At 70.0% G+C, this 21666-nt stretch carries 18 protein-coding genes; 6 read left to right on the forward strand and 12 right to left on the reverse strand.

Going from position 1 to position 21666, the window contains the following annotated elements:
• Window positions 1-5: 5 nt before the first annotated feature.
• Window positions 6-1130, forward strand: coding sequence for an SGNH/GDSL hydrolase family protein (locus HCR12_RS12915; protein WP_166867052.1), 1125 nt, complete (start codon window positions 6-8; stop codon window positions 1128-1130).
• Here the strand turns inward: HCR12_RS12915 and HCR12_RS12920 are convergent.
• Genes HCR12_RS12920 through HCR12_RS12950 form a run of 7 tightly spaced genes read right to left on the reverse strand, consistent with a single transcriptional unit; the run spans window position 1127 to window position 8670 of the window.
• Window positions 1127-2557 carry an aldehyde dehydrogenase (NADP(+)) gene (locus HCR12_RS12920; protein WP_166867054.1) on the reverse strand — a complete coding sequence of 477 codons (1431 nt, stop codon included), beginning with the start codon at window positions 2555-2557 and terminating at the stop codon, window positions 1127-1129. The genes HCR12_RS12915 and HCR12_RS12920 overlap by 4 nt on opposite strands.
• The gene (locus HCR12_RS12925) at window positions 2554-3633 is read right to left on the reverse strand and encodes a mandelate racemase/muconate lactonizing enzyme family protein (protein WP_166867056.1); all 1080 of its coding nucleotides are present in this window, start codon (window positions 3631-3633) and stop codon (window positions 2554-2556) included. Before HCR12_RS12925 ends, HCR12_RS12920 begins: the two co-directional genes overlap by 4 nt.
• The gene (locus tag HCR12_RS12930; protein ID WP_166867479.1) at window positions 3630-4535 is read right to left on the reverse strand and encodes a 5-dehydro-4-deoxyglucarate dehydratase; all 906 of its coding nucleotides are present in this window, start codon (window positions 4533-4535) and stop codon (window positions 3630-3632) included. Before HCR12_RS12930 ends, HCR12_RS12925 begins: the two co-directional genes overlap by 4 nt.
• 5 nt (window positions 4536-4540) lie before the next feature.
• Window positions 4541-5437 (reverse strand): NAD-dependent epimerase/dehydratase family protein, encoded by an 897-nt coding sequence (locus HCR12_RS12935; protein ID WP_166867058.1) that lies wholly within the window; start codon window positions 5435-5437, stop codon window positions 4541-4543.
• Complete coding sequence (locus HCR12_RS12940; protein WP_224763519.1) at window positions 5434-6783, reverse strand: Gfo/Idh/MocA family protein; 1350 nt, start codon at window positions 6781-6783, stop codon at window positions 5434-5436. The genes HCR12_RS12935 and HCR12_RS12940 overlap by 4 nt, the downstream gene beginning before the upstream one ends.
• Window positions 6780-7691: a carbohydrate ABC transporter permease gene (locus HCR12_RS12945; RefSeq protein ID WP_224763520.1), complete on the reverse strand. Its 912-nt coding sequence runs from the start codon at window positions 7689-7691 to the stop codon at window positions 6780-6782. The genes HCR12_RS12940 and HCR12_RS12945 overlap by 4 nt, the downstream gene beginning before the upstream one ends.
• Before the next feature lie 46 nt (window positions 7692-7737).
• A complete protein-coding gene (locus tag HCR12_RS12950) occupies window positions 7738-8670 on the reverse strand; it encodes a carbohydrate ABC transporter permease (RefSeq protein ID WP_166867062.1) in 933 nt (310 codons plus the stop codon).
• 165 nt (window positions 8671-8835) lie between these two features.
• Here HCR12_RS12950 and HCR12_RS12955 point away from each other — a divergent pair, with 165 nt between their 5' ends.
• The 3 genes from HCR12_RS12955 to HCR12_RS12965 all read left to right on the forward strand — a co-directional run bounded on the left by HCR12_RS12955 (window position 8836) and on the right by HCR12_RS12965 (window position 13025).
• Complete coding sequence (locus tag HCR12_RS12955; RefSeq protein ID WP_166867064.1) at window positions 8836-9840, forward strand: LacI family DNA-binding transcriptional regulator; 1005 nt, start codon at window positions 8836-8838, stop codon at window positions 9838-9840.
• 165 nt (window positions 9841-10005) lie between these two features.
• Entirely contained in the window at window positions 10006-11316 is a 1311-nt protein-coding gene (locus HCR12_RS12960; RefSeq protein ID WP_166867066.1) for an ABC transporter substrate-binding protein, read from the forward strand.
• An 83-nt stretch (window positions 11317-11399) separates the two neighbouring features.
• On the forward strand, window positions 11400-13025 hold the full coding sequence (locus tag HCR12_RS12965; protein WP_166867068.1) for an MGH1-like glycoside hydrolase domain-containing protein: 1626 nt from the start codon (window positions 11400-11402) through the stop codon (window positions 13023-13025).
• Between the two features lie 11 nt (window positions 13026-13036).
• On the opposite strand, the gene HCR12_RS12970 is transcribed toward HCR12_RS12965, so the two are convergent.
• Together HCR12_RS12970 and HCR12_RS12975 are read right to left on the reverse strand one after the other, a co-directional pair.
• Complete coding sequence (locus HCR12_RS12970; RefSeq protein ID WP_166867070.1) at window positions 13037-14092, reverse strand: M24 family metallopeptidase; 1056 nt, start codon at window positions 14090-14092, stop codon at window positions 13037-13039.
• 167 nt (window positions 14093-14259) lie between these two features.
• Window positions 14260-15621, reverse strand: a complete 1362-nt coding sequence (locus HCR12_RS12975; protein ID WP_166867072.1) for an MFS transporter — start codon at window positions 15619-15621, stop codon at window positions 14260-14262.
• An 88-nt stretch (window positions 15622-15709) separates the two neighbouring features.
• Between HCR12_RS12975 and HCR12_RS12980 the strand changes: the two genes are divergently transcribed.
• Window positions 15710-16813 carry a hypothetical protein gene (locus HCR12_RS12980; protein ID WP_166867074.1) on the forward strand — a complete coding sequence of 368 codons (1104 nt, stop codon included), beginning with the start codon at window positions 15710-15712 and terminating at the stop codon, window positions 16811-16813.
• A gap of 2 nt (window positions 16814-16815) precedes the next feature.
• On the opposite strand, the gene HCR12_RS12985 is transcribed toward HCR12_RS12980, so the two are convergent.
• From HCR12_RS12985 to HCR12_RS12995, 3 genes are read right to left on the reverse strand one after another with little or no spacing between them, the layout of a single operon-like run.
• Window positions 16816-17661 carry a transglutaminase family protein gene (locus HCR12_RS12985; protein WP_166867076.1) on the reverse strand — a complete coding sequence of 282 codons (846 nt, stop codon included), beginning with the start codon at window positions 17659-17661 and terminating at the stop codon, window positions 16816-16818.
• A complete protein-coding gene (locus HCR12_RS12990) occupies window positions 17658-18587 on the reverse strand; it encodes an alpha-E domain-containing protein (protein WP_166867079.1) in 930 nt (309 codons plus the stop codon). Before HCR12_RS12990 ends, HCR12_RS12985 begins: the two co-directional genes overlap by 4 nt.
• On the reverse strand, window positions 18581-20206 hold the full coding sequence (locus HCR12_RS12995; RefSeq protein WP_166867081.1) for a circularly permuted type 2 ATP-grasp protein: 1626 nt from the start codon (window positions 20204-20206) through the stop codon (window positions 18581-18583). Before HCR12_RS12995 ends, HCR12_RS12990 begins: the two co-directional genes overlap by 7 nt.
• Window positions 20207-20519: 313 nt before the next feature.
• Here HCR12_RS12995 and HCR12_RS13000 point away from each other — a divergent pair, with 313 nt between their 5' ends.
• The gene (locus HCR12_RS13000; RefSeq protein ID WP_166867084.1) at window positions 20520-21638 is read left to right on the forward strand and encodes a heme/hemin ABC transporter substrate-binding protein; all 1119 of its coding nucleotides are present in this window, start codon (window positions 20520-20522) and stop codon (window positions 21636-21638) included.
• Window positions 21639-21666 lie beyond the last annotated feature (28 nt).

A 21666-nucleotide genomic window follows, 5' to 3' on the forward strand; every position in this document is an offset into this window, starting at 1 on the left:
GCGGCATGAGGCTGCCGCGGTCGGCGTTCGAGGGCGTCGTGGATGTCGTCGAGACTCCCGACGGTGGTGTGCGCCCGCTGCGCCTGACCGCGGATCAGCTGCCGCTCGCCCCCGAGCCGCTCGCCCTCATCGGCACGTTCACCTCGGGTGTGCGGCTGCGGCTGCTCACCGCGGCGTCGCGGATCGAGCTCGCTGTCGACGTCGAGCGGCTCGTGATGGCGCATCTCGGCGCGCCCGCGAATGAGGCCGAGTTCCTCGCCGAGATCGACGGGAGAGTCGCGGCGCGTGCGCGCCCTGCTCGAACGTCGCTCGTCCGAGAGCGGCATGGCGGGCCGTGGGACGTCGAGCACGCACCGACGGAGACGATCGTGCTCGAGGTCCCGAATTCGGGCCGCGAGCGCGAGGTCACGATCTGGTTCCCGACCGATGCCGGGGTCACAGTGCGCGACGTGCGCGCTGACGCGACGATCGCACCGGCAGGGCCGGCTCCCGGCAGGCATTGGGTGCACCACGGCAGTTCGATCAGCCAGGGAGGTGACGCGGCCGACGCCCGTCGCACCTGGCCCGCGCAGGTCGGTCGCACCCTCGGCATTCGGTGGACGAATCTGGGGTTCGGCGGCAACGCCCAGCTGGATCCGATGACAGCGCACTCGATCGCCTCGACGGACGCCGACGTCATCACGCTCGAGCTCGGCATCAATGTCGTCGGTGCGGATGCCATGCGCCAGCGCGCCTTCGGCTCGGCGGCCCACGCATTCCTCGACCTCATCCGGGACCGCCATCCAGAGACTCCCATCGTGGTGATGGGCGCCTTCGCCTGCCCGGTGGTGGAATCTGCTCAGGGCCCGATCCGCGCAGGAGCCGACGGGCGGGCGGTGGGTCGCGGCTCCGCGGAGGACACCGGACTGACGCTCGAGCGTTCGCGCGACATCCTCGCGGACGTGGTGGCACGTCGCGCGGATCCTCACCTGCACGTCATCGACGGACGCGACCTGCTCGGCCCCGCGGATGTGCATCACCTCCACGATGGGCTCCACCCCGATCAGGGCGGACTCGACCTCATCGCGTCCCGCTTCGTGGTCGCGGTGCGCGATCCATCGTCGCCGCTCGCGCGCGCGTTCGACAGCTAGGGGTGCTCGGGCAGTTCGATCCTGCCGTCGACCCGCCGGGGAATGCCGAGCGGGTTCTCGTCGAGCAGCTCGGCGGGCAGCACACGGGCGGGCGCATCCTGGAATGCGATCGGACGCAGGAACCGCCGCACCGCCGTCGCGCCCACCGACGTGTGCTGAGTGTTCGTTGCGGGCCACGGTCCCCCGTGGTGCTGCGCCCACGACACGGCGACGCCCGTGGGCCATCCCGCGAACAGCACACGCCCCGCGAGACTCGAGAGGCGCGCCACGATCGCATCGAGGTCGTCGGTCTCCTCGGCATGCACGGTCGCGGTGAGACTGCCCCCGAGCGCATCGATCACCCGGTTGCGCTCCCTCTCGTCGGCACAGCTCACAAGCAGCGTGACGGGCCCGAACACCTCACCCAGCAGCACATCCGCGTTCGCCAGGAGAACGGACGCATCGGTCGCGAGCACCGTGGGCGCCGTCGGGGCGTCGCCACCCGCGAGGACCCGCACCCCCTCGACCGCGGTGGCGAGCGCACGCCCCTCGACGAACCCCTCGGCGATCCGCGCAGTGAGCAGTGTGGGACGCGATCTCTCCACGTGGCCGGGGAGCGCCTCCGCCAGACGCGATTCCGCAGGCACCAGAACGAGCCCCGGTTTGGTGCAGAACTGGCCGGCGCCCAGCTGGAAGGATCCCGCGAGCCCCGCCGCGAGCTCCTCCCCGCGCGCGGCGTCCGCTGCCGGTGTCACGATGACGGGGTTCAGGCTGCCGAGCTCCCCGAAGAATGGGATCGGCCGCGTGCGTGCGGTGCACCGATCCAGGATCGCGCGGCCCCCCGCCACCGAACCGGTGAACGCGACCGCCTCGATCTCCTCGGCATCGATGAGCGCGAGCCCGTTGTCGTGGCCGCTCACGAGCGCGAACGCACCCTCCGGGGCTGCGTGCGCGGTGAGGGCGGCGGTCACGATCTCTGCCGTGAGGCGCGACGTGGCCGGGTGGCCCGAGTGCGCCTTCACGATCACGGGGCAGCCCACGGCGAGCGCCGAAGCGGTGTCGCCTCCCGCGACGGAGAACGCGAACGGGAAGTTGGATGCGGCGAAGACCGCCACCGGGCCGATCGGGCGCAGCATGCGGCGCAGGTCAGGTCGAGGGGGTACATCGTCCGCGTCGGCGTGATCGATGGTCGCCTCGAGATACGAACCCTCGAGCACCACCGCTCCGAACTTGCGGAGCTGGGTCGTGGTGCGCGCCAGCTCCCCGCGCAGTCGCGGCTCCGCCAGAGCCGTCTCGCGCATCGCCTCCGCGACGAGATCGTCGGCTCGAGCATCGAGCGCATCGGCGATGGCCGAGAGCATCCGCGCACGTTCTCCCGCGCTCATCGCGGCGAGGAGCGGAGCGGCAGCTGCCGCTCGCGTCGCCAGGTGCTGCACGTCGTCGCTCATGAGGCCTCCACGGGGGTCTGGTCGAATCGGATTCCGAGGCCGCGGCGGGCTCCCCCGCTCACCCAGCCGCCGGAGAAGTCGAGCGCGGGCTGCTCGGCGAGCACTCCGAGGTCGCCGAACCGGGCGTCCTCGACGTCCTCGATGGCACACACGTCGGGCAGCGCGAACGCGAGCTGAGCGGTGAGCTCGGGAAGCAGATGCGGTGCGAGGGTGCGATCGGCCGCTCTCACCAGTGCGGCGATCTCGAGGAAAGGCGTGATACCGCCCACGCGCACGACATTCGGCTGCAGCACATCGAGCCCTGCATCGATCGCCTCGCGGAAGCGGTGAACGGTGTGCAGATTCTCGCCGACGGCGATGGGGATGTCGGTGCGGCGCCGCAGCTCGCGATGCCCCGCGAGGTCGTCGGCGCAGAGCGGCTCCTCGATCCAGTACGGCTCCACCTCAGCGAACAGATCGAGACGGCGGGAGGCGGTGTCGAGATCCCAGCGCTGGTTGGCGTCGATCATGAGGTGGCGGTCGGGGCCGAGCACCTCGCGCACCGCCTGCAGACGTTCGAGGTCCTCGCGCGCATCCGGCCGGCCGACCTTGATCTTGACCGCCTCGTACCCTGCGGCGACCCAGCGTTCGACCTGCGCGAGCAGGTCGTCGAGCGCATAGTGCAGGTTGATACCGCTGCCGTAGACCGGCAGGCGCTCGTGCGTTCGGCCGAGCAGCTCGGCGATGCCGACACCGGCTCGGCGCGCAGCTGCGTCCCACAGGGCCAGATCCACTCCCGCGAGCGCGATCGTCGTGATGCCGCCTCCGCCCGCCTCATGAAGGTGGCGCCATGCATCTCCCCACTGCTGCGGGTCGGCGTCGCGGCCGAGCCACCAGCGAGTGAGGTCATCGCGCACGAGCGCGCGCACAGCGCTCGCGCCGATCGTCGGCGTCCAGCTGAACCCGTAGCCGACCACGCCGTCGCTGCACCGCACCTCGACGGGCAGCACCGACACGCTCGTGACGTCGGACGCCCACGGTCGCACGAGGGCGACCTCCACGAGACCCACCCGGATGTCGTCGATGCGCGCGCTCATGTGCCGACGACCCTCCAGCCGTCGTCGAGGATCCGCGCCAGACGCTCGGTCTGCACGGCGCTCGGGTCGACGAGCGGAGCTCGCACGCCCCCCACGGGCGCTCCCGCCAGACGCAGGCCCGCCTTGATGAGAGACACCGCGAATCCGGGCGTCTCGTCGCGCAGGGCGACGAGCGGGCGGTAGAAGTCGTCGAGCAGCCGATGCTGCGTCTCCTGGTCGTCGTGCTGCAGTGCACGGTAGAACGCGTTGGCGATCTCGGGCGCCATCGCGAAGACAGCCGACGAGTACAGCGGGATGCCGATCGCGCGATACGCAGCCTGGCTGAGCTCTGCTGTGAGCAGCCCGTTGAACATGAGCGTCTCGCGATCGCGACGTGCTGCCGCGCGGGCGAACAGCTGGGCGAGCGCGATATCGCCCACGCCGTCCTTGATGCCCGCGACACCGGGGTGCGCGAGCAGTCGCTCGACGGAATCGACAGTGAGAGCCCCGGCGCCGCGGTGATAGAGCACGACCGGCAGAGCCGTCGCGGCGAGCACGGCCTCGACGTAGGCGACGATGCCCGCCTGCGGGCCGTTCACGAGGTACGGCGGCAGAAGCAGCACGCCATCGGCACCCGCACGCTCGGCGGCACGCACACACTCGATCGCGTGCCCGAGAGGCCCGCCCGCTCCTGCCACGACCGGCACGCGTCCGGCAGTGGCCTCGACCGCTGCGCGCACCACCACGTCGTGCTCAGCGGCCGAGAGCGCATGGAACTCGCCCGTGCCGCAGGCGGCGAAGACGCCTCCGGGGTTCGCATCGAGGCGATCGGCGATATGAGCGGCCGTCGCATCCGGGTCGACGCGCCCGGCGGCGTCGAACGCCGTCACCGGGAAGTACAGAACGCCGTCGGCGAAGCGCAGTTCAGTCACTGGGGGCCTTTCGGGAGCTCGGTGCGCCAGGTGCGGCGCGCGGTCCAGTCGAGCAGCTCGCGGGCGCGGGCCGTCGAGAAGAGGGACTCTGTGTCGCCCAACCCGGAGGCTGCGGCGGCGAGCTGCGGCAGGTGGGCGCGCACCGCATCGGGCACACTCCCGCGGACGAGCGCATCCGGTGCTCCCACGAAGAAGACGGAGCCGTTGGGCACCTCGGGCGCGCGGTCGAGCCATGCGACGACGAAGTCGCCGGCATCCCGTGCGTCGACGTAGTTGAAGAGCGCGACCGCCGAGAGCTCGGGGCGCTCGAGGCGCTCGAGAACCGTGTGCCCTTGCTGGGTGGGCGCGCCGGCCCACTCCTCCGGGGCGATCACGTAGCAGGGCCGGAACGCGGCCGTCCGGAGTCGTGCACCGTCACGGCGCGCCGTCATGCGAACGAGCTCCTCGACGGCGACCTTCGAGAGGGCGTAGCCGTTCCACGGCGCGACAGGGTGCCGTTCGTCGAGCGGAAGCCGCTCCGCCTGCCAGCCGTCGGGGGCACCGTATCCGAGCACCGTGGGGCTGCTTGCGACCAGCAGTGACCGCACGCCGAGGCGCAGGGCGTCGTCCAGCACCCCGAACGCGAGGCCCGTGTTGACGGCGTACGTCTCGTGTTCGGGGGCCTGGAACGGGGCAGGGATGGCGGCGAGGTGCACGACCTCATGCGGCTGCACCTCATCGAAGGCTGCGGCGCGCGCGCCCTCGTCGAGCAGGTCGATCTCGACCTGCCGCGCCGCGAGTCCGGGGGCGACGACGCGGTCGAGCGAGACCACCTCACGGCCGGATTCGGCGAGCGCAGCGACGACGCTGCGACCCAGACGCCCCGCGCCGCCGGTGACGAGCGTGCGGGTCATGCGCCCGCCCCCGAAACGTCGCGCGTTGCGGGCCCGAGGTCGAGGTCGGCGATGCGCACCGCCTGTCCGCTGTCGAGCGAGCGGTTGCCCGCGAGCCCCACGACCACGGCGCGAACGCCGTCCTTCCATGTGGCGGCGCGTCCGAGCCCATCGGACTCACCACCCACGAACACCTCTCGCAGCAGCAGGGCATCGCCACCGCCGTGCCCGCCCGTGCCATGCGGGATCTCCACATCGCGCGCACTCTGCCAGTGCCGTTGCACGACGAGCCGCTCCGAGACCGGACGCGCCCCTTCGTCGACCACGAGGTCCGGACGCGCGCTCGGGTCCACGACGACATCGCCCTCCTCGTCGAGCATCACGGCGCCGCGCTCGACGACGGTGAGCTCGGCGCGACCCTCGGTGCCGTTGACGGACACCACGTAGCCCTCCCACGGCGCGTGGGCATTGAGCGAGTAGGACATCGTCGCGCCGCGGGCGTAGTCCACGACGACCGACAGGTTGTCTTCGATCGTGATGCCCGAGTCGAACACGTCGCGGTCGCGCAGGTAGCCGTCGTGCTGCTCCTGCTCGAAGTAGAGCCCGTTGAACAGCGGATCGCGCCGCAGATCGAGGCTGAACCGGTCGCGCAGCGGCGAGTCGGTGGTGCCGCGCTGCGGGCGCGCTCCGAGTCCGCGCGCCTGCGCATTCTCGGCACCGTAGAAGCGCAGCCCGCCGGAGGCGTAGACCTTGACGGGAGCATCGGCGATCCACCAGTTCACGAGGTCGAAGTGATGCGAGGCCTTGTGGATGAGCAGCCCTCCCGAGTTGGCCTTCTCCCGGTGCCAGCGCCGGAAGTAGTCGGCGCCGTGTCCCGTATCGAGCACCCACTCGAAGTGGACGCTCGTGATCTCGCCGATCTCGCCCGAGGCGATCACCTGGCGCAGCGCCGTATTGCGGGGGGCGTAGCGGTAGTTGAACGTGATGGTCACCGAGCGACCCGTGCGCTCCACCGCCTCTGCGATGCGGCGCACTCCCTCGTCCGTCGTCGTGAGCGGCTTCTCGACGACGACGTCCGCGCCTGCGTCGAGAGCCGTGACGATGTAGTCGGCGTGCGTCGCATCCGGGCTCGTGATGATGACGGTGTCGATGCCGCGCTCCCGCACGACCGACTCCAGGTCGTCCAGCTCGAACACCTCGGGTTCCCCGAGACTCGGAAACCGCGCCGCCGACCAGGCGACACGACCGCGATTCGTGTCGGCCCACGCGACGAGTCGGGCGGAATCGCTGTGCGGCCCCGCGATGGCCTCGAGGTACATCTGCGCGCGCGAGCCCACCCCGATGAGGGCGTAGCTGGTGATGCTCACTTGATGCCTGTCGTCGCGAAGCCCTTGACGAGGTACTTCTGGCCTACGAGGAACGCGAGGAACAGCGGGATGAGCGACACCACGCTCATCGCGAACATCGCCCCGAAGTTCGACGACGACTGCGCATCCACGAAGCCCTTGAGCGCGATGGACACCGGGAAGTTGTCCCGCGTTCTCAGATAGATGAGCGGGCCGAAGAAGTCGCCCCACGTCCAGATGAACGTGAAGATCGCGGTGGTCGCGAGAGCCGGCGTCATGAGCGGCAGCGTGATCTGCGTGAACATCCGCGGATGCCCGGCGCCGTCGATGCGCGCCGCCTCGAAGATCTCCTTCGGGAGACCGCGGATGAACTGCACCATGAGGAACACGAAGAACGCGTCCGTTGCGAGGAACTTGGGCACGACGAGCGGCAGGAACGTCTCGAGCCAGCCGAGTTCGCGGAAGATCACGAACTGCGGAACGAGCACCACGTGGAACGGCAGCATGATCGTGCCGAGCATGATCGCGAAGAACAGGTTGCGGAACTTGAACCGCAGCCGGGCGAAGGCGTATGCGGCGAGCGAGCACGAGATCAGGTTGCCGAGGATCGCGCCGAACGAGAGCACAGCCGAGTTCCACAGGAAGTGGCTGAACGGCAGCTGCTGGCTCGTCCATCCGCGGATGTAGTTCTCGAAGGTGAGGTCGGCCGAGAAGATGCTGAGGTCCGCGAAGATCTGGTCGTTGGGCTTGAGCGACGAGACGACGAGCCATATGAGCGGGTAGATCATCACGAGCGACAGCGCCGCGAGACCGATGTGCTTGAACACGGCGACGATGCGCGCGCGGCGCTGATACGGACGCAGTCGCGGTGGGGCCGGCGCGGGCGCGGTCCCGCGCATCGTGAGCCGGGTGGCTTCGGTGGTGCTCATCGTCGAGCCTTTCGTCGAAGGGGTCTGGCGGGCGGCGGGGCTCAGCTCAGTCGTCATAGAAGACCCAGAAGCGCGAGAGCCAGAAGTTGAAGGCGGTGAAGCCGGCGATGATCACGAGCAGGAACCACGCCATGGCGGAGGCGTAGCCCATATCGAGCTCGGTGAATGCCTGCTTATAGAGGTAGAGCGTGAAGAACATCGTCGAATCCGACGGCCCGCCGGTTCCGCCCGAGACGATGTAGGCCTGGGTGAACGACTGGAACGCGAATATCAGCTGCAGCACGAGGTTGAAGAAGATGATGGGCGTGAGCAGCGGGAACGTCACCGAGAAGAAGCGGCGGACCTTGCCCGCGCCGTCCATCTGCGCCGCCTCGTAGTACTCCTCGGGGATCTGACGCAGGCCCGCGAGGAAGATCACCATGGGCGACCCGAACGTCCAGATGTGCAGGATGATGAGCGTCCCGAGCGCGTAGTCGGGGTGCGAGATCCATCCGGGAGCCTGGATGCCGAACCACGCGAGCATCTCGTTGATGAGGCCGTTGGTGCCGAACACCTGTCGCCACAGGATCGCGATCGCGACGGAACCGCCGAGCAGGCTCGGCAGATAGAAGAGCGAACGGTAGAAGCCGAGTCCGCGGAGCCCTCGGTCCAGGAGCAGGGCGATGCCGAGGGCGAACCCGAGCTGCAGCGGCACTCCCACGACCACGTAGGTGACGGTGACCTCGAGCGAGTTCCAGAGCCGCGCGTCGTTGAACATGCGCACCCAGTTGTCGAGGCCGTTCCAGGTGGGCGGCTTCAGCAGGTTGTACTTCGTGAACGCGAGGTACAACGACGCGATCATGGGCCCGATCGTGAACGCCAGGAGCCCCACGAGCCACGGCGCGAGGAAGATGTATGCGGCCTTGTTGTCGGGGGTGGCGACCTTGATGCCTGCCTTGCGGTCGAGCGCCATCTTGCGCAATTCGCCCAGACTGCTCACGCCGGACCTCCTCGTCTCGTGCGGTTCGGCCGCGATCGTCGCGGCCGTGCGGGTAGTGTACCGAGAAAGCGCTTTCTCGGTGAACTGAGTATGCAGGTCGCGGGGGTGCTCGTCAAACATTCCGCGCGACACCATTAGTGTGGCGCTGAACCGGAAGGACTCGGCATGGCACGACGCTCGCGCGCCGCAACGATCGCAGATGTCGCAACGCACGCTGGCGTCTCCCCCGCGACCGTCTCTCGTGTGATGAACGGTCGCTTCGTGGGGGAGCCGGATGTCGCCGAGCGGGTGCGCGCCTCTGCCGCAAGCCTCGACTACCGCCCGAGCCACCTCGCGCGCAGCCTCGCGCTCGGCCAGACCTCAGCGATCGCCTTCGTCGTCCCCGACCTCGCGAACCCCGCCTTCCAGGCAGTGCTGTCGAGCCTCTCGAAGACCGCCGCCCACGACGGCTACCGCGTGCTCGTCGCCGACTCCGCCGAGTCGCCGAGTGACGAGCCTCTGCTCGCCGCCGAGGTGCGGCGCCGCTGCGACGCGATCGTGCTGTGCGCGCCGCGCATGTCCGATTCCGAGCTCGCGCAGCTGACCTCCGAGCTGCAGCCGCTCGTTCTCATCAACCGCACGCTCGCAGGCCTCGACGCCCCCTCCCTCGCCATCGACTATCAGTCGGGGATCGTGAAGCTCGCGCAGCATCTCACCGAGCTCGGCCACCGGCGCATCGCGTATCTCGCGGGCCCTCCCACCTCGCGATCGAATGCGCAGCGACGTGCCGGGCTCCAGCAGTTCATCCCCACTGCGGAGGGGATCTCGATCGAGACGATCGCGGGCGGGGCCACGTCGGAGGACGGCCACGCCGCCACGCAGCGCGTCATCGATTCCGGTGCGACAGCTGTCCTCGCCTACAACGACCTCGTCGCGATCGGGCTCATCGACGGACTCCAAGGGCGGGGCGTCCTCGTTCCGGACGACATCTCGGTCACGGGGTTCGACGACATCCCATTCGCGCGCTACACCTCGCCTGCACTCACGACGGCGTCGGTGCCGCACGCCGAACTGGGCGTGCAGGCGTGGCGCCGCATGTTCGCCCTCATCAGCCACCAGGAACCCGAGCATGACGTGCTCTTCCAGCCGCGGCTCGAGGTCCGGCGCTCGACGGCACCCCTCGCGAGCTGAGTGCGACTGCCCGTTGACAGTTCTCGGAGCGTGGTGCTAGCTTCCCGAGAAAGCGGTTTCTCGACGTGGAGCGATCCGCACCGAGACCGCGACCCGAGGTCGCAGCGAGCCTCACATCCCGCCAAGAACCCGGTGGCTCCACCACCACAACGGAAACGAGACGCAATGACGCGTACAGCACGCTCCATCGCCGCGAAGGCTGCCCTCGGCGGCGCCCTCGCCGCCACCCTCGTCCTCACGGGCTGCACGAGCTCGCCCGAGACGAGCGGCGGATACGACCCCGCCGAGGAGATCGAACTCACGATCGCCTGGTGGGGCAACGACGACCGCGCGGCCATCATGACCGAGGTGATCGACCTCTTCGAGGCAGAGCACCCCAACATCACCGTGGTCGAGCAGCCCGTCGGCGCCCCCGACGATCTCTTCAACCGGCTCGCCACCGACTTCGCGTCCGGCACCGCCCCTGACGTCTTCGCACTCGGAGGCGCGAAGCCCCAGGAGTACGGCGACGCGGGCACCCTCCTCGACCTCTCGACGGTGAGCGACTACCTCGACACCTCGAAGTACGAGGACTTCACGCTCACCAACGCCACCGTGGATGGCACCCTGTACGGCCTGCCGACCGGCGGCAATGCGATCGGCACGCTCATCAACGTCACGCTGTTCGAGCAGGCGGGCGTCGCCATCCCCGACGACGACTGGACGTGGGACGACCTCATCGCGGCCGCCGATCAGATCACTGCGGGCACCCCCGCCGGCACCTACGGGCTCGACCTGCGCATCCAGGACATCCTGGGCACCTACATCGCTCAGGAGAACGAGGACGGCATCTACAACTGGGACGGCGAGCTGGCGACCGACGCCGACACCGTCGCCGGATGGTTCGAGATCGAGCAGAAGCTCATCGCCGGCGGCGGTCTGCCTGAGGCGTCGGTCATCGTCGAGAACCAGAACCTGACGCCCGACCAGACGCTCTTCGGCACCGGCCGAGCGGGCATCACCTTCGCCTACAGCAACCAGATCGGCTCGTACGCGGCCGGCACGGGCGGCGCCGACGTGCAGATCCTGCCGCCGCCGAGCAACACAGGCGTCTCCGGTGTCGCGGTGCTGCCCTCGCAGTTCTGGGCGATCGCAGCTGAGACCAAGCACCCCGAGGCCTCGGCGATGCTGCTCGACTGGCTGCTCAACGAGCCCGCGGCGGCGGAGATCATCCTCGCCAACCGCGGACTGCAGTTCAACCCCGACATCCTCGCGGTCGTGAAGCCCCTGCTCGCCCCGTCCGACGCGCAGTCCGCGGAGTACCTCGAGAAGGTGCTCGAGATCGGCGTCGTCGCTCCCCCGCAGCCTGCGGGTGGCGCGATCCTCAACGAGCTGTCGCAGCGCATCTCCTCGGACATCCACTTCGGCCGCACGGCACTCGACGCGGCCGCGCAGCAGTGGATCGACGAGCTGGGTGCATCGCTCGCCGCTGGCTGACCCGCACCTCGCACGACTGCGGGCGGTCCCGGTTGGGGGGCCGCCCGCAGTCGCATACGCCAGACTCTCGGAAGGAGGCGCGCATGACCGCGATCGATGAGGCAGTCACCGCACTGCGTGACGCCGACCCTGCGGGCGACATCGGCGATGGACCTCTCCGCGCAGGGCTCGAGGCCGATGCGATCGGGTTCGCCGCGGTCGGCGGCCCGCTCGATGCGCGGCGCGCGCAGGCACTTCGCGAGCTCTCGGCGTGCATCCGCCCCCTGGCGGACGAGGGCGACCCGGTGCTCGTCGAAGGCGGTGCCTACCCGGGCGCGTGGGTCGAGAGCACGGCGTCGATCTCGGCGGAGGTGCTCGCTCGGTTCGCACCCGCTGTCACCCGCGCGACGCACCTGCGGGTGGCCGAGAGCGCGCGCGAGGACGGCCTGCTCCCCTACAAGGTCACGGATGAGGGCCCGGCGTTCAGCCAGATCCAGATGGCGACTCCCTTCGCGCGCACCGTCTGGAACGCCTTCCGGCTCGGCGGGGGCAACGATCTCGGATACCTCCGAACGATGTACACAGCTCTCGCCGCACACGACGACTGGCTCGCCCGCCATCGCGACACGCGAGGCACGGGCGGCGTCGAAGCCTTCTGCACGTTCGACACCGGCCACGACGCATCGCCCCGGTTCTGGGGCGCTCCCGATCGCTGCTTCCGAGCGGACGCCGCGCTCGCCGACCCCGCGCATCCGACTCTCCCTTTCGTCGCGCCCGACCTCACCGCCAACGTCGCGGCCCAGCGGCGCGAGCTCGCCCTCATCGCCGAGGCGCTCGGGCGCGACGGCACCGAATGGCGCGCTCGCGCCACCACCTCGGCAGCCGCACTCGTCGAGCAGTGTCTCGCGGACGACGGCCGCTACTACGACCGAGACGCGCGAGGCGAGCTGCGCCGGGTCGTCTCGGATGTGATCCTGCGCGTCTACGAGGCGGAGCACGGCGATGATGCGGAGTTCGCGGCGGCTCTCGAACGCGATCTGATCAACACGCGACGGTTCCTCTCCGTCGCCGGACTCACCTCCCTCGCAATGGATGACCCGCGCTTCTCAGGCGATGCCTCGCGAAACTCGTGGGGCGGACCCGTCAACCTGCTGTCCATGATCCGCTCCGCGCATCCGTTCGAGCACCATGGGCGCGTCGCCGAGCATGCGCTCGTCGCCGGTTCGACACTCGTGGCGCTCGCGCGAGCGGCCCGGTTCCCCCAGTGCCTCGACCCGTTCAGCGGCGATGCGGGCTACACCGAGTCCTACTCGCCCGCGCTGCTGTTCTTCCTCGACGCCCTCGAACGTTCATCCGGGATCCTGCCGCGCCCCGACGGCGAGGTGTGGCTGTCGGGCCTCACCCCCACGCGGCTCGACCACGGTGCAGCCGTATCGGCGCTCGCGTTCTCTCGTCGGATCGGGGGCGCGCTCATCGAGCTCGCCGGGGACGACGACCGCATCCGCGTGTGGCGCGATGGCGAGCAGCTGCTCGAGTTCCCGCGCGGCTGGCGGGTCGTGACGGATGCGGCCGGCTCACCGCGCGCCGCCGTCGGGCTCGCGGCGGTCCCCATCTCGGGCGAGCTCGTGGTCGGCTCCGGATCCCGGACGCTCACCCTCGCCCCGAACGAACGTGTCGACCTCGTGACGGGCGAGCGCATCCGCCCCGGCTTCACGACGCCGGTCTTCTGAGCCTTCGCGGTCTACAGCTCCAGCTCGAGCGGCCGAGGGACGCCGCGGACGTCTCGCACCGGCCACGACGGATCGCGCGTCAGCACGTGCACGCCGTCGGCATCGACGATGACGGTGTCCTCGATCTTCGCGCCCTCTGCGGTCGGGTTCCACGCGAATGCCTGGCCGCTGAGCACGATGTCGTGGGTGTCGAGGGTGGCACGCGGGTCACGACCGAGGTAGCCGGCCGGGCCGCCCTGATGGTGCCGGGTCCATTCGTCGGCGTCGAATCCGTGGCGGGCGTACGCGGCTCGCACGTCGGCGAGCACCTCCGCGAGCGTGCGCCCGGCGCGCGTCGCCGCGAAGGCATCCGCCTCCACGAGCAGCAGCCTCTCCTCGACGTCGCGCTCGCCCGCATCCGACGGCTCGAAACGCACCCAGCGGCTGAAGCTCACGACGAGTCCGTGGCGTCGCGCACCGACGACGGCGAGCGCGCGACGCCCGAGCAGGGCGTCGGTCGGCAGAGGATGCCGGTGGGCGCGACGACCGTGGCCACCGACGAGCAGCACGACCGGCTCGGCGCCGATCGCGACGAGCGCACGTGCGAGCTCCGCGGCCAGCGCCCGCTCGGTGTGCTCCGGTCGTGCCTCGCGCAGCACCGCGCTCACCGCGTTCGCGGCCTCCGCGCCCAGCGCCGCGTAGCGCGCGCGCTCTTCCGCCAGCAGCACGGCCCGCAGCGCACGCATCTCGGCGACGAGGTCGCGGTCGATGAGACCACCCGGCACCGGGGATGGCAGCGAGACATCCCACGGCACCGGGTGGAGCGAGAGGCCGCCGAGCTCCTCGGCGGCGAGGCGGTCGATCTCGTTCGCGAATGCGTGAGCGGTGATCCGCCCGTCACGGTCGACCACGGCGCGCATGATCGCGGCTCCCCCATACGGCACCTGCACGCGCGCGCCATCGAAGAGCCAGGTGAGGTTCTCGGGAGTGACGAGCGTGAGGTGCGGGGCGTCATGCGCATCGAGCAGCGAGCGGATTCGAGCGAGCTTCTCGGAACGGTCTCCCGTCACGTCGTTCGGCTGGATCATCGCGCTCCTTCGCTGCGCGGCCAGCGTACCCGAGAAAGCGCTTTCTTGCGAGCGTTCCCCGCGATTCCCTCACTCGATCCGCGCCGCCGCGCCCGTCCGGTGATTCCGCCGACGGCCGCGATGCCGACCGTGAGCTCACCGGGGCGACGATCGCGCGCGGTCCACCTCTACGGCTGCGGATCGCTCGCGTCGTAGTGGCGGAACGTGGGCTGCAGGCGCACGAGCACGGCGATGATCGCGATGATCGCGAGGCCGCCGACGAGCGGCGGGAACCACAGCGCGACGAGCGTCGCGAGGGAGCCGGCGATCATGTCGCCCGCGCGCGGGCCGCCTGTGACGACGACGATGAAGATGCCCTGCATGCGGCCACGCATCTCGTCCGGTGCCGCCGTCTGCAGCAGGGTCGTGCGGAAGATCGCGCTCACCTCGTCGGCGGCGCCGGTTCCCGCGAGCATGACCGCCGCGAGGACGAGCGCCGGGATGTTCACCTGGTCCCACTCGGGCCCCGCGGGACCCAGCCATCCGGCGGCCGTCACGCCGATGACGACACCGAAGCCCGCGGTGAACGCACCGAACACCATGATCGCGCGGCTGATCGCGATGCCGTAGCGACGCACGTGCGCGACGGGACCCGAGAACACGCCCACCAGCAGCACGCCCACCGCGATCGAGGCGGTGAGCAGACCGACGGTGACAGCGCCACCTCCGATGACGATCGCACCGATCGCGGGCAGCAGCACGCCCACGCGACCGAAGCCCATCGCGACGATGTCGACCAGGAAGCTCATGCGCACGTTCGGCGAGCGCTTCAGGAACTGCAGCCCGTCGCGCAGCGATTCGAGCCCGGGCTTGGCGGTGGCGGTGAGGGGCGGCAGCTTCGGCAGGCCGAGGATGCCGATGAAGCCCGCAGTGAAGAGCACCGCGTCGACCGCGAACGTGGCCGCGAATCCGGTGGAGGCGACGAGGAGGCCGGCGATCGCGGGGCCTGTGGTGATCTGCAGACCCATGGCGATGCCGTTGAGGGCGTTCGCGCGCGACACCATGTGCGGCGGGAGGATGCGCGGCGTCACGGAGGAGCGCGTGGTGCTCGAGATGGTCGATGCGATCGCGTTGAGCGTCGTGAAGACGTAGAACGGCCAGACCGGGGGTCGCTCGACGTAGGCCGCATCGACGAAGGCGAGCACGACGAGTCCGAGCACCGAGAGCCATGCGACGACGCTCGAGATGAGGAGCACCTTGCGCCGGTCGAACGCGTCGGCGAGCATGCCGCCCCAGAGGCCCGCGATGATCATCGGAACGAGCGAGATGCCGCCCACGAGGGCGACGGCGAAGGTGTCGCCCGTGATGTCGTAGATCTGAAGACCGACAGCCACCATCGTCATCCAGGCGCCGATGCCCGAGATCGATGTGCCGATCCAGAGGCGGCGGAAGACGGGGTAGTCGCGCAGCGGCGTCAGGTCGACGAACCGGCTGCGGCGGAGGACAGCTTCGTCGGACGCCTCGAGCTCGGGAGCGTCGGGGTTCGTCATAGCCCGTCAAGCCTACGCCGGTAGCTGATGACACGTCAGCGGCCACCTGGCCCTTCTGGCGTGCGCCGAACGGGGGCAGGATGAGCGCATGGCCTCCGCCGCGCCGACCCCCCTCGAGCCCCTCCGCACGCGCATCGTCGCGACCGCCCGCACGACCGAGTCACGGGCGCTGCTGGTCGCGGCCGCGGCATTCGCGCTCGCGTTCCTCACCGCGATCATCGGCGTGCGCTTCCAATCGCTGCCGATCTCCGGGGCCTGGTCGCTCGGAGCGTGGACCTCCGCGGTCGCCGCCATCGCCGCCGCGGCCGCGTTCTGCGTCGGCTACCTGCTGCCCGCGCCCACCGCGACCCGGCACCTGCGGCCGACGATGCCGCGCTGGCGCCTCACCCTCGACATCTCGGCGCTCGCGCTCGCCCACGGCTTCACAACCCTCCTGCTGCTCGAGGGACTGTCGATCATCATGGCGCAGGCGTTCCTCGGCGCGGTCGTGTTCCCGTTCAGCTCGATGGTGGTCATCTCCGCCGCCACCGCCATGGCCGCCTACACCTCGTTCCTCTCAGCCGCGGAGATGACGGCGGCGCGCGTCGCGTCCGTGTTCGCCGTCTTCCTCGTGGTGGGCGTGTTCGCCTCGATGCTGTCCACCTCGGATTCCGCATGGTGGCAGAAGAACATCTCGGCGCTCGGGGCCACCGACGACATCGCGAGCATCGTCTTCACGATCACGCTCGTCGTGGCGGGCGCGGTGATCACGGCCCTCGCCGACTACCTCGCGGTCGAGCTCGCGGCGAGCGGCATGGCGCGGTCCCCGCGCGATGACGACGAGCGCCGGGAATCGGTGCGCATCCGGATGATGCGGATCGGGCTCCTCGTGCTCGGCGTCTCGCTCACCCTCGTCGGCGTCTTCCACGTGAACTGGGTGGAGTGGGTGCACAACACGTTCGCCACGGCGCTCGTCGTCGTCTTCGCGGCGCTCGTGATCGCGCTGCCGCTGCTCGTCCCACGGATCCCCGCCGTGTTCGTGGCCGTCGGGTATGCGTTCGTCGCCGTCATCATCGGCGCGAGCCTCTTCTTCGCGTTCGGGATCTACACCCTCACCGCCACCGAGATCGTCTGCTTCGCGCTCGTCATCACGTGGCTCATCGTGCTCATCCGCAACATCTCCGCGGGAACGGGCGACACGGCCCGCGCCTGACGCTACGCCTCGCGCGTGATCTCGACGGTGACGAACAGGCGCGAACTCGACGGACCCGCGTAGACGCCGCGCAGCGGGGTGACATCCGTGTAGTCGCGGCCGCGGCCCACGATCACGTGGCGGTCGGCGATGTCGATGCGGTTGGTGGGGTCGAAGCCGTGCCAGCGTCCGCAGTACCACTCGACCCAGGCGTGGGATTCGCCCACGACCGTCTCGCCGATCGCGGCATCGGGCTTCGGGTGCAGATACCCCGAGACGTAGCGCGCGGCGATGCCGACCGAGCGCAGGGCGCCGATCGCCAGGTGGGTGATGTCCTGGCAGACGCCCTTCTTCTGAGTCCACGCCTCGGCGGCCGTCGTGTGCACACCGGTGACCCCCGGCATGTACTCGATGCGCTCGCCGATCGCGGTGCAGATCGCGTGCGCCGCCGCGCACGGATCGCCGGCCGCCTGCATGATCGCGGCGGCGAGCTCCACGACCTCCTGAGGCGGTCGTGTGCGCGCCGTCTGGGCGAGCTGCTCGATGTAGGTGGTGGCGCGGGCCGTCTCGCGTGAGAGCTCATCCCAGGCGAGACCCGGCTCCGCCGCCTCCCGATGCCGCACCTCCACGAGGCTCGTCGCGGTGAGCGAGAGCTCGGCGTGCGGGTGCAGGATCTCGAAGCCCGAGACGCGCGTCCCCCAGTAGTCGACATAGCTGTGGGTGCTCGAGATGGGCGAGATCTCGAGGTTCGAGTAGAGCACGAGCTGGCCATCGCTCGAGGCGGGGAGCATGCGCACCTCGTTGTACGAGGCGGTCGCCTCGCCCTCGTACTGGAAGCCGGTGGCGTGCCGGATGCGCAGGCGATTCATGTGGTCTCCCCCGCCCAGCTCGGGGCCGCGTTCGTCGGGAAGTGGCGGTGGCGGATCGCCTCGGATGCGGCACTCGTGGCGGCCTGCACGGCATCCATCTGGCGCGGCAGATCGTCGAGGATCTCGGCCATGCCGCGGTATTCGAGCTCGGAGCGGATCTGGCCCAGCTGCCGCAGCGCGTGGTCCGAGACGCCCACGCGATCGGAGCGGGGTTCGATCTCGCGCAGGCACTGCTCGGCGCGCGTCACCGCGAAGACGATGCTGCGCGGGAAGAGGCGGTCCAGCAGCAGGAACTCGGCAGCGTTGCGGGCGCTCGGCACACCGCGATAGGTGCGCAGGTACGCCTCGTACGCGCCGACGGAGCGCAGGATCGTGGTCCAGCTGGGGCCGGAGGCCTCGGTGAGGGAGCGGGTGGCGAGCAGTCGCGCGGTCATGTCGGCGCGTTCGAGGGAGCGACCGAGGGTGAAGAAGCCGTGCGCCTCATCGCGGCTCGTCGACGACTCGATGATGCCCACGGCGAGCGCCGCGCGCTCGCGCACCCACGCGAAGTACTCGTGCACCTTCTCCTGGGCGACTTTGCGCGGGGTGCGGGCGAAGGTCGTATTGAGGGCCTCCCACAGCTCCGTGGAGACCACCTCGCGTGCGCGACGGGCGTTCTCGCGCGCCGCAGAGAGCGAGTAGGCGATCGAGGCCGGCTGATGGCGGTCGACGGCGAGGATCGCGAGCACGTCACCGCGGGTGAACTCGGTCTCGTCTGGGGCATCGACCCCCATGAGGGCGAGGAGCGATCGGCACGCGAGATCCTCGCCCACCCACGGATCCTCGAGCAGCAGCTGCAGGTGCACGTCGAGGATGCGCGCAGTGCCGTCGCTGCGCTCGATGTAGCGGCCGATCCAGAAGAGGCTCTCGGCGATGCGGCTCAGCATGCGGCACCTCCGATCTGCTGCTGTTGCTGTTGCTGCTGGTCGCGGCGGGGTGCGTCCTGCGGGTTGTGGTCCCGTGGGTGGGCGTCGGCGATGATCGGGATGGGGCTCGTCACCGCTGCCTGCTCGGCGACGAGCGACGAGATGGAGGATGCGGCCGTTGCGACCGGATCGACGCCCAGCACCCAGGTGTCCTTCGAGCCGCCGCCCTGCGAGCTGTTGACCACGAGCTGACCCTCCGGAAGCGCGACGCGCGTGAGCCCGCCGGGCAGAACCCAGATGTCGGATCCGTCGTTGACCGCGAACGGGCGAAGGTCCGCGTGACGCGGGCGGAGGCCCTCCTCGACGAGCGTGGGGATGGTCGACAGCTGCACGACGGGCTGCGCGATCCATCCGCGCGGGTCGAGTTGCAGGCGCACCCTGAGCTCGTCGAGTTGGGCGCGCGACGCGTCCGGCCCCACCACGAGCCCTTTGCCGCCGGAGCCGTCGACGGGCTTCACGACGAGCTCGTCGAGCCGGTCGAGCACCTCCTCGAGCGCGCCTGGATCCTCGAGCCGCCAGGTGTCGACGTTCGGCAGGAGGGGTTCCTCGCCGAGGTAGTACCGGATGAGGTCGGGGAGGTAGGTGTAGACGAGTTTGTCATCGGCGACGCCGTTGCCGACTGCGTTCGCGATGGTGACGTTGCCCAGGCGCGCGGCGAGCATGAGTCCGGGCGATCCGAGCATCGAGTCGGCCCGGAACTGCAGGGGGTCGAGGAACTCATCGTCGACGCGGCGGTAGATCACGTCGACGCGCGTCGGGCCTGCGGTGGTGCGCATGTAGACGCGGCCGCCGGCGCAGTAGAGGTCGCGCCCTTCGACGAGTTCGACTCCCATGAGGCGCGCGAGGAGGGTGTGCTCGAAGTAGGCGGAGTTGTAGACGCCGGGAGTGAGCACGACGACGGTGGGATCGTCGACGCCGTCCGGTGCGGCTGCCCGCAGGGCGCCGAGCAGCCGCTGCGGGTAGTCGCCGACGGGTCGCACACGCATCGCGTGGAAGAGCTCGGGCAGCGTCTGAGCCATCACCCGCCGGTTCGAGATCACGTAGCTCACACCCGAGGGCACGCGCACGTTGTCCTCGAGCACACGCCATTCGCCCTGCTCGTCGCGGATGAGGTCGATGCCCGACACCTGGATGCGCACGCCGTTCGTCGGCTCGATGCCGGCGGCCGCACGGTGGAAGTGGTGGGAGGAGCTGATGAGCCCGGCCGGGATGACACCGTCGAGCACTGCCCGCTGGGTGCCGTAGACATCCGAGAGAAAGGCTTCGAGAGCTCTCACCCGCTGACGGATGCCCGCTTCGACGCGCGTCCATTCGCTCTGCTCGATGACGCGCGGGACGGCATCGAGGGGGAACGGTCGCTCCTCGCCCGCGAAGTCGAAGGTGACGCCCTGCGCGAGGTACGAGTCGGCGAGCGCGTCGGTGCGGCCCCGCAGCTCCTCTTTCGTCATGCGGGAGAGGGCGGCGTGGATGTCGCGGTAGGGGGCGCGCGCTGTGCCCTCGGAGGCGAAGAGCTCGTCCCACGGGGCGGCGCCGGTGCGCCGGATGCCGACGGCACCGTATCCCTCGAACAGGTCTCCCATGACGCGAGAGTAGGGATGCGATGTTGCGAGCGCGTTTCCGTCGCTTTTCGATCGTCGACCAGGGAAAAGAGCGACGGCCCGCCATATAGGGGGGACCTGGCGGGCCGTCGCGGAATTCAGGGATTCCCTGAGAGATCTCCCGCGGCGGCGACCACCACAGCGCCGCCGCGGGAATGTCTCCATGTTAGGAACCGAGGCTGGATGACTCCCCGTAGCCACCTGGGAAAACGTCGGTGATAGTTCACATGTCAACTACTTTCGGGAGGGACCTTGGACTCAGGTTAGGCTCACCTAATCCCCGTAGAATGCCGGGGTGACCCGACGCGCCCGCACCCGCACCCTCGTCGCCGCCATCGCCGTGGCAGCCCTGCTCTCGGGCTGCGCCGCGAACGCCGCACCGAACAGCTCCGGACCCGACGCCGACACCGTCGTCGACACACGCCCCCTCTCGGAACTCGAACTCCACCCCGACCCCCGCGCAGTCACCGGGGCGACCACTGCGCACATCGCCGACGACCGCATCGTGCCGGTCGTCGAGAACCCCTCGCCCGCCCTGCCTGTCACCGTCACCTCGCACGACGCGGACGGTGCTCGCGATGTCACCGTCACGAAAGCCGATCGCGTTCTCGCGCTCGATATGGCCGGCTCGCTCTCGGCCACGGTGTGGGGCCTCGGCCTCGGCGACCGTCTCATCGGCCGCGACATGACGACCACCTTCCCGGGCACCGAGGATCTGCCGATCGTCACCTCCGGATCCCACTCGATCAACGCGGAGGGCGTGCTGGCCCTCCGCCCCGACCTGGTCATCACCGATGGATCGATCGGGCCGCGCGACGTGCTTCAGCAGCTGCGCGAGTCGGGCGTGACGGTCGTCTTCGTGGAGAACGTCTCGAGCTTCGAGGGCGCCTCCCAGCTCGCGCGCGACGTCGCCGCCGTCCTCGGCGTCCCGGATGCGGGAGAGCTGCTCGCCGCCCGCATCGCGCAGGAAGTCGACGACACCATCGCGGCGATCCGCGCGATCGCTCCATCCGACCCCGAGAAGCAGCTGCGGGTCGTGTTCCTCTACATCCGCGGCACCGCGGGGGTCTACTACCTCTTCGGCGAGGAGTCGGGCGCTGACGAGCTCATCCTCTCGCTCGGCGCCCGCGATGTCGCCGGCGAGCTCGGCTGGCAGGGCATGCGCCCCATCACCGATGAGGCGATCGTCGAGGCAGACCCCGACCTCATCCTCGTGATGAGCCACGGCATCGAGTCCTCCGGCGGTGTCGACGGACTGCTGCAGGCGAAGCCCGCCCTCGCGCTCACGACCGCCGGCCAGAACAAGCGCGTCGTCGACATGGACGATGGCGTCGTGCTGGGCTTCGGCCCCCGCTCGGCTGCGGTGCTCGACGCGCTCGCGCGGGCCTTCTACGCCAAGCCCGCCGGCTCCTGATCTCCCGCCCTGCCGGGTAGAACTACGG

Source organism: Salinibacterium sp. ZJ70 (genome assembly GCF_011751865.2).
GTDB lineage: Bacteria > Actinomycetota > Actinomycetes > Actinomycetales > Microbacteriaceae > Homoserinibacter.

What these genes read in the sequence shown, in the direction of transcription:
- HCR12_RS12915 (WP_166867052.1), top strand. Translation starts at nt 6, where the DNA reads ATGAGGCTGCCGCGGTCGGCGTTCGAGGGCGTCGTGGATGTCGTCGAG.
- HCR12_RS12920 (WP_166867054.1), bottom strand. Translation starts at nt 2,557, where the DNA reads ATGAGCGACGACGTGCAGCACCTGGCGACGCGAGCGGCAGCTGCCGCT.
- HCR12_RS12925 (WP_166867056.1), bottom strand. Translation starts at nt 3,633, where the DNA reads ATGAGCGCGCGCATCGACGACATCCGGGTGGGTCTCGTGGAGGTCGCC.
- HCR12_RS12935 (WP_166867058.1), bottom strand. Translation starts at nt 5,437, where the DNA reads ATGACCCGCACGCTCGTCACCGGCGGCGCGGGGCGTCTGGGTCGCAGC.
- HCR12_RS12945 (WP_224763520.1), bottom strand. Translation starts at nt 7,691, where the DNA reads ATGAGCACCACCGAAGCCACCCGGCTCACGATGCGCGGGACCGCGCCC.
- HCR12_RS12955 (WP_166867064.1), top strand. Translation starts at nt 8,836, where the DNA reads ATGGCACGACGCTCGCGCGCCGCAACGATCGCAGATGTCGCAACGCAC.
- HCR12_RS12960 (WP_166867066.1), top strand. Translation starts at nt 10,006, where the DNA reads ATGACGCGTACAGCACGCTCCATCGCCGCGAAGGCTGCCCTCGGCGGC.
- HCR12_RS12965 (WP_166867068.1), top strand. Translation starts at nt 11,400, where the DNA reads ATGACCGCGATCGATGAGGCAGTCACCGCACTGCGTGACGCCGACCCT.
- HCR12_RS12970 (WP_166867070.1), bottom strand. Translation starts at nt 14,092, where the DNA reads ATGATCCAGCCGAACGACGTGACGGGAGACCGTTCCGAGAAGCTCGCT.
- HCR12_RS12975 (WP_166867072.1), bottom strand. Translation starts at nt 15,621, where the DNA reads ATGACGAACCCCGACGCTCCCGAGCTCGAGGCGTCCGACGAAGCTGTC.
- HCR12_RS12980 (WP_166867074.1), top strand. Translation starts at nt 15,710, where the DNA reads ATGGCCTCCGCCGCGCCGACCCCCCTCGAGCCCCTCCGCACGCGCATC.
- HCR12_RS12985 (WP_166867076.1), bottom strand. Translation starts at nt 17,661, where the DNA reads ATGAATCGCCTGCGCATCCGGCACGCCACCGGCTTCCAGTACGAGGGC.
- HCR12_RS12990 (WP_166867079.1), bottom strand. Translation starts at nt 18,587, where the DNA reads ATGCTGAGCCGCATCGCCGAGAGCCTCTTCTGGATCGGCCGCTACATC.
- HCR12_RS12995 (WP_166867081.1), bottom strand. Translation starts at nt 20,206, where the DNA reads ATGGGAGACCTGTTCGAGGGATACGGTGCCGTCGGCATCCGGCGCACC.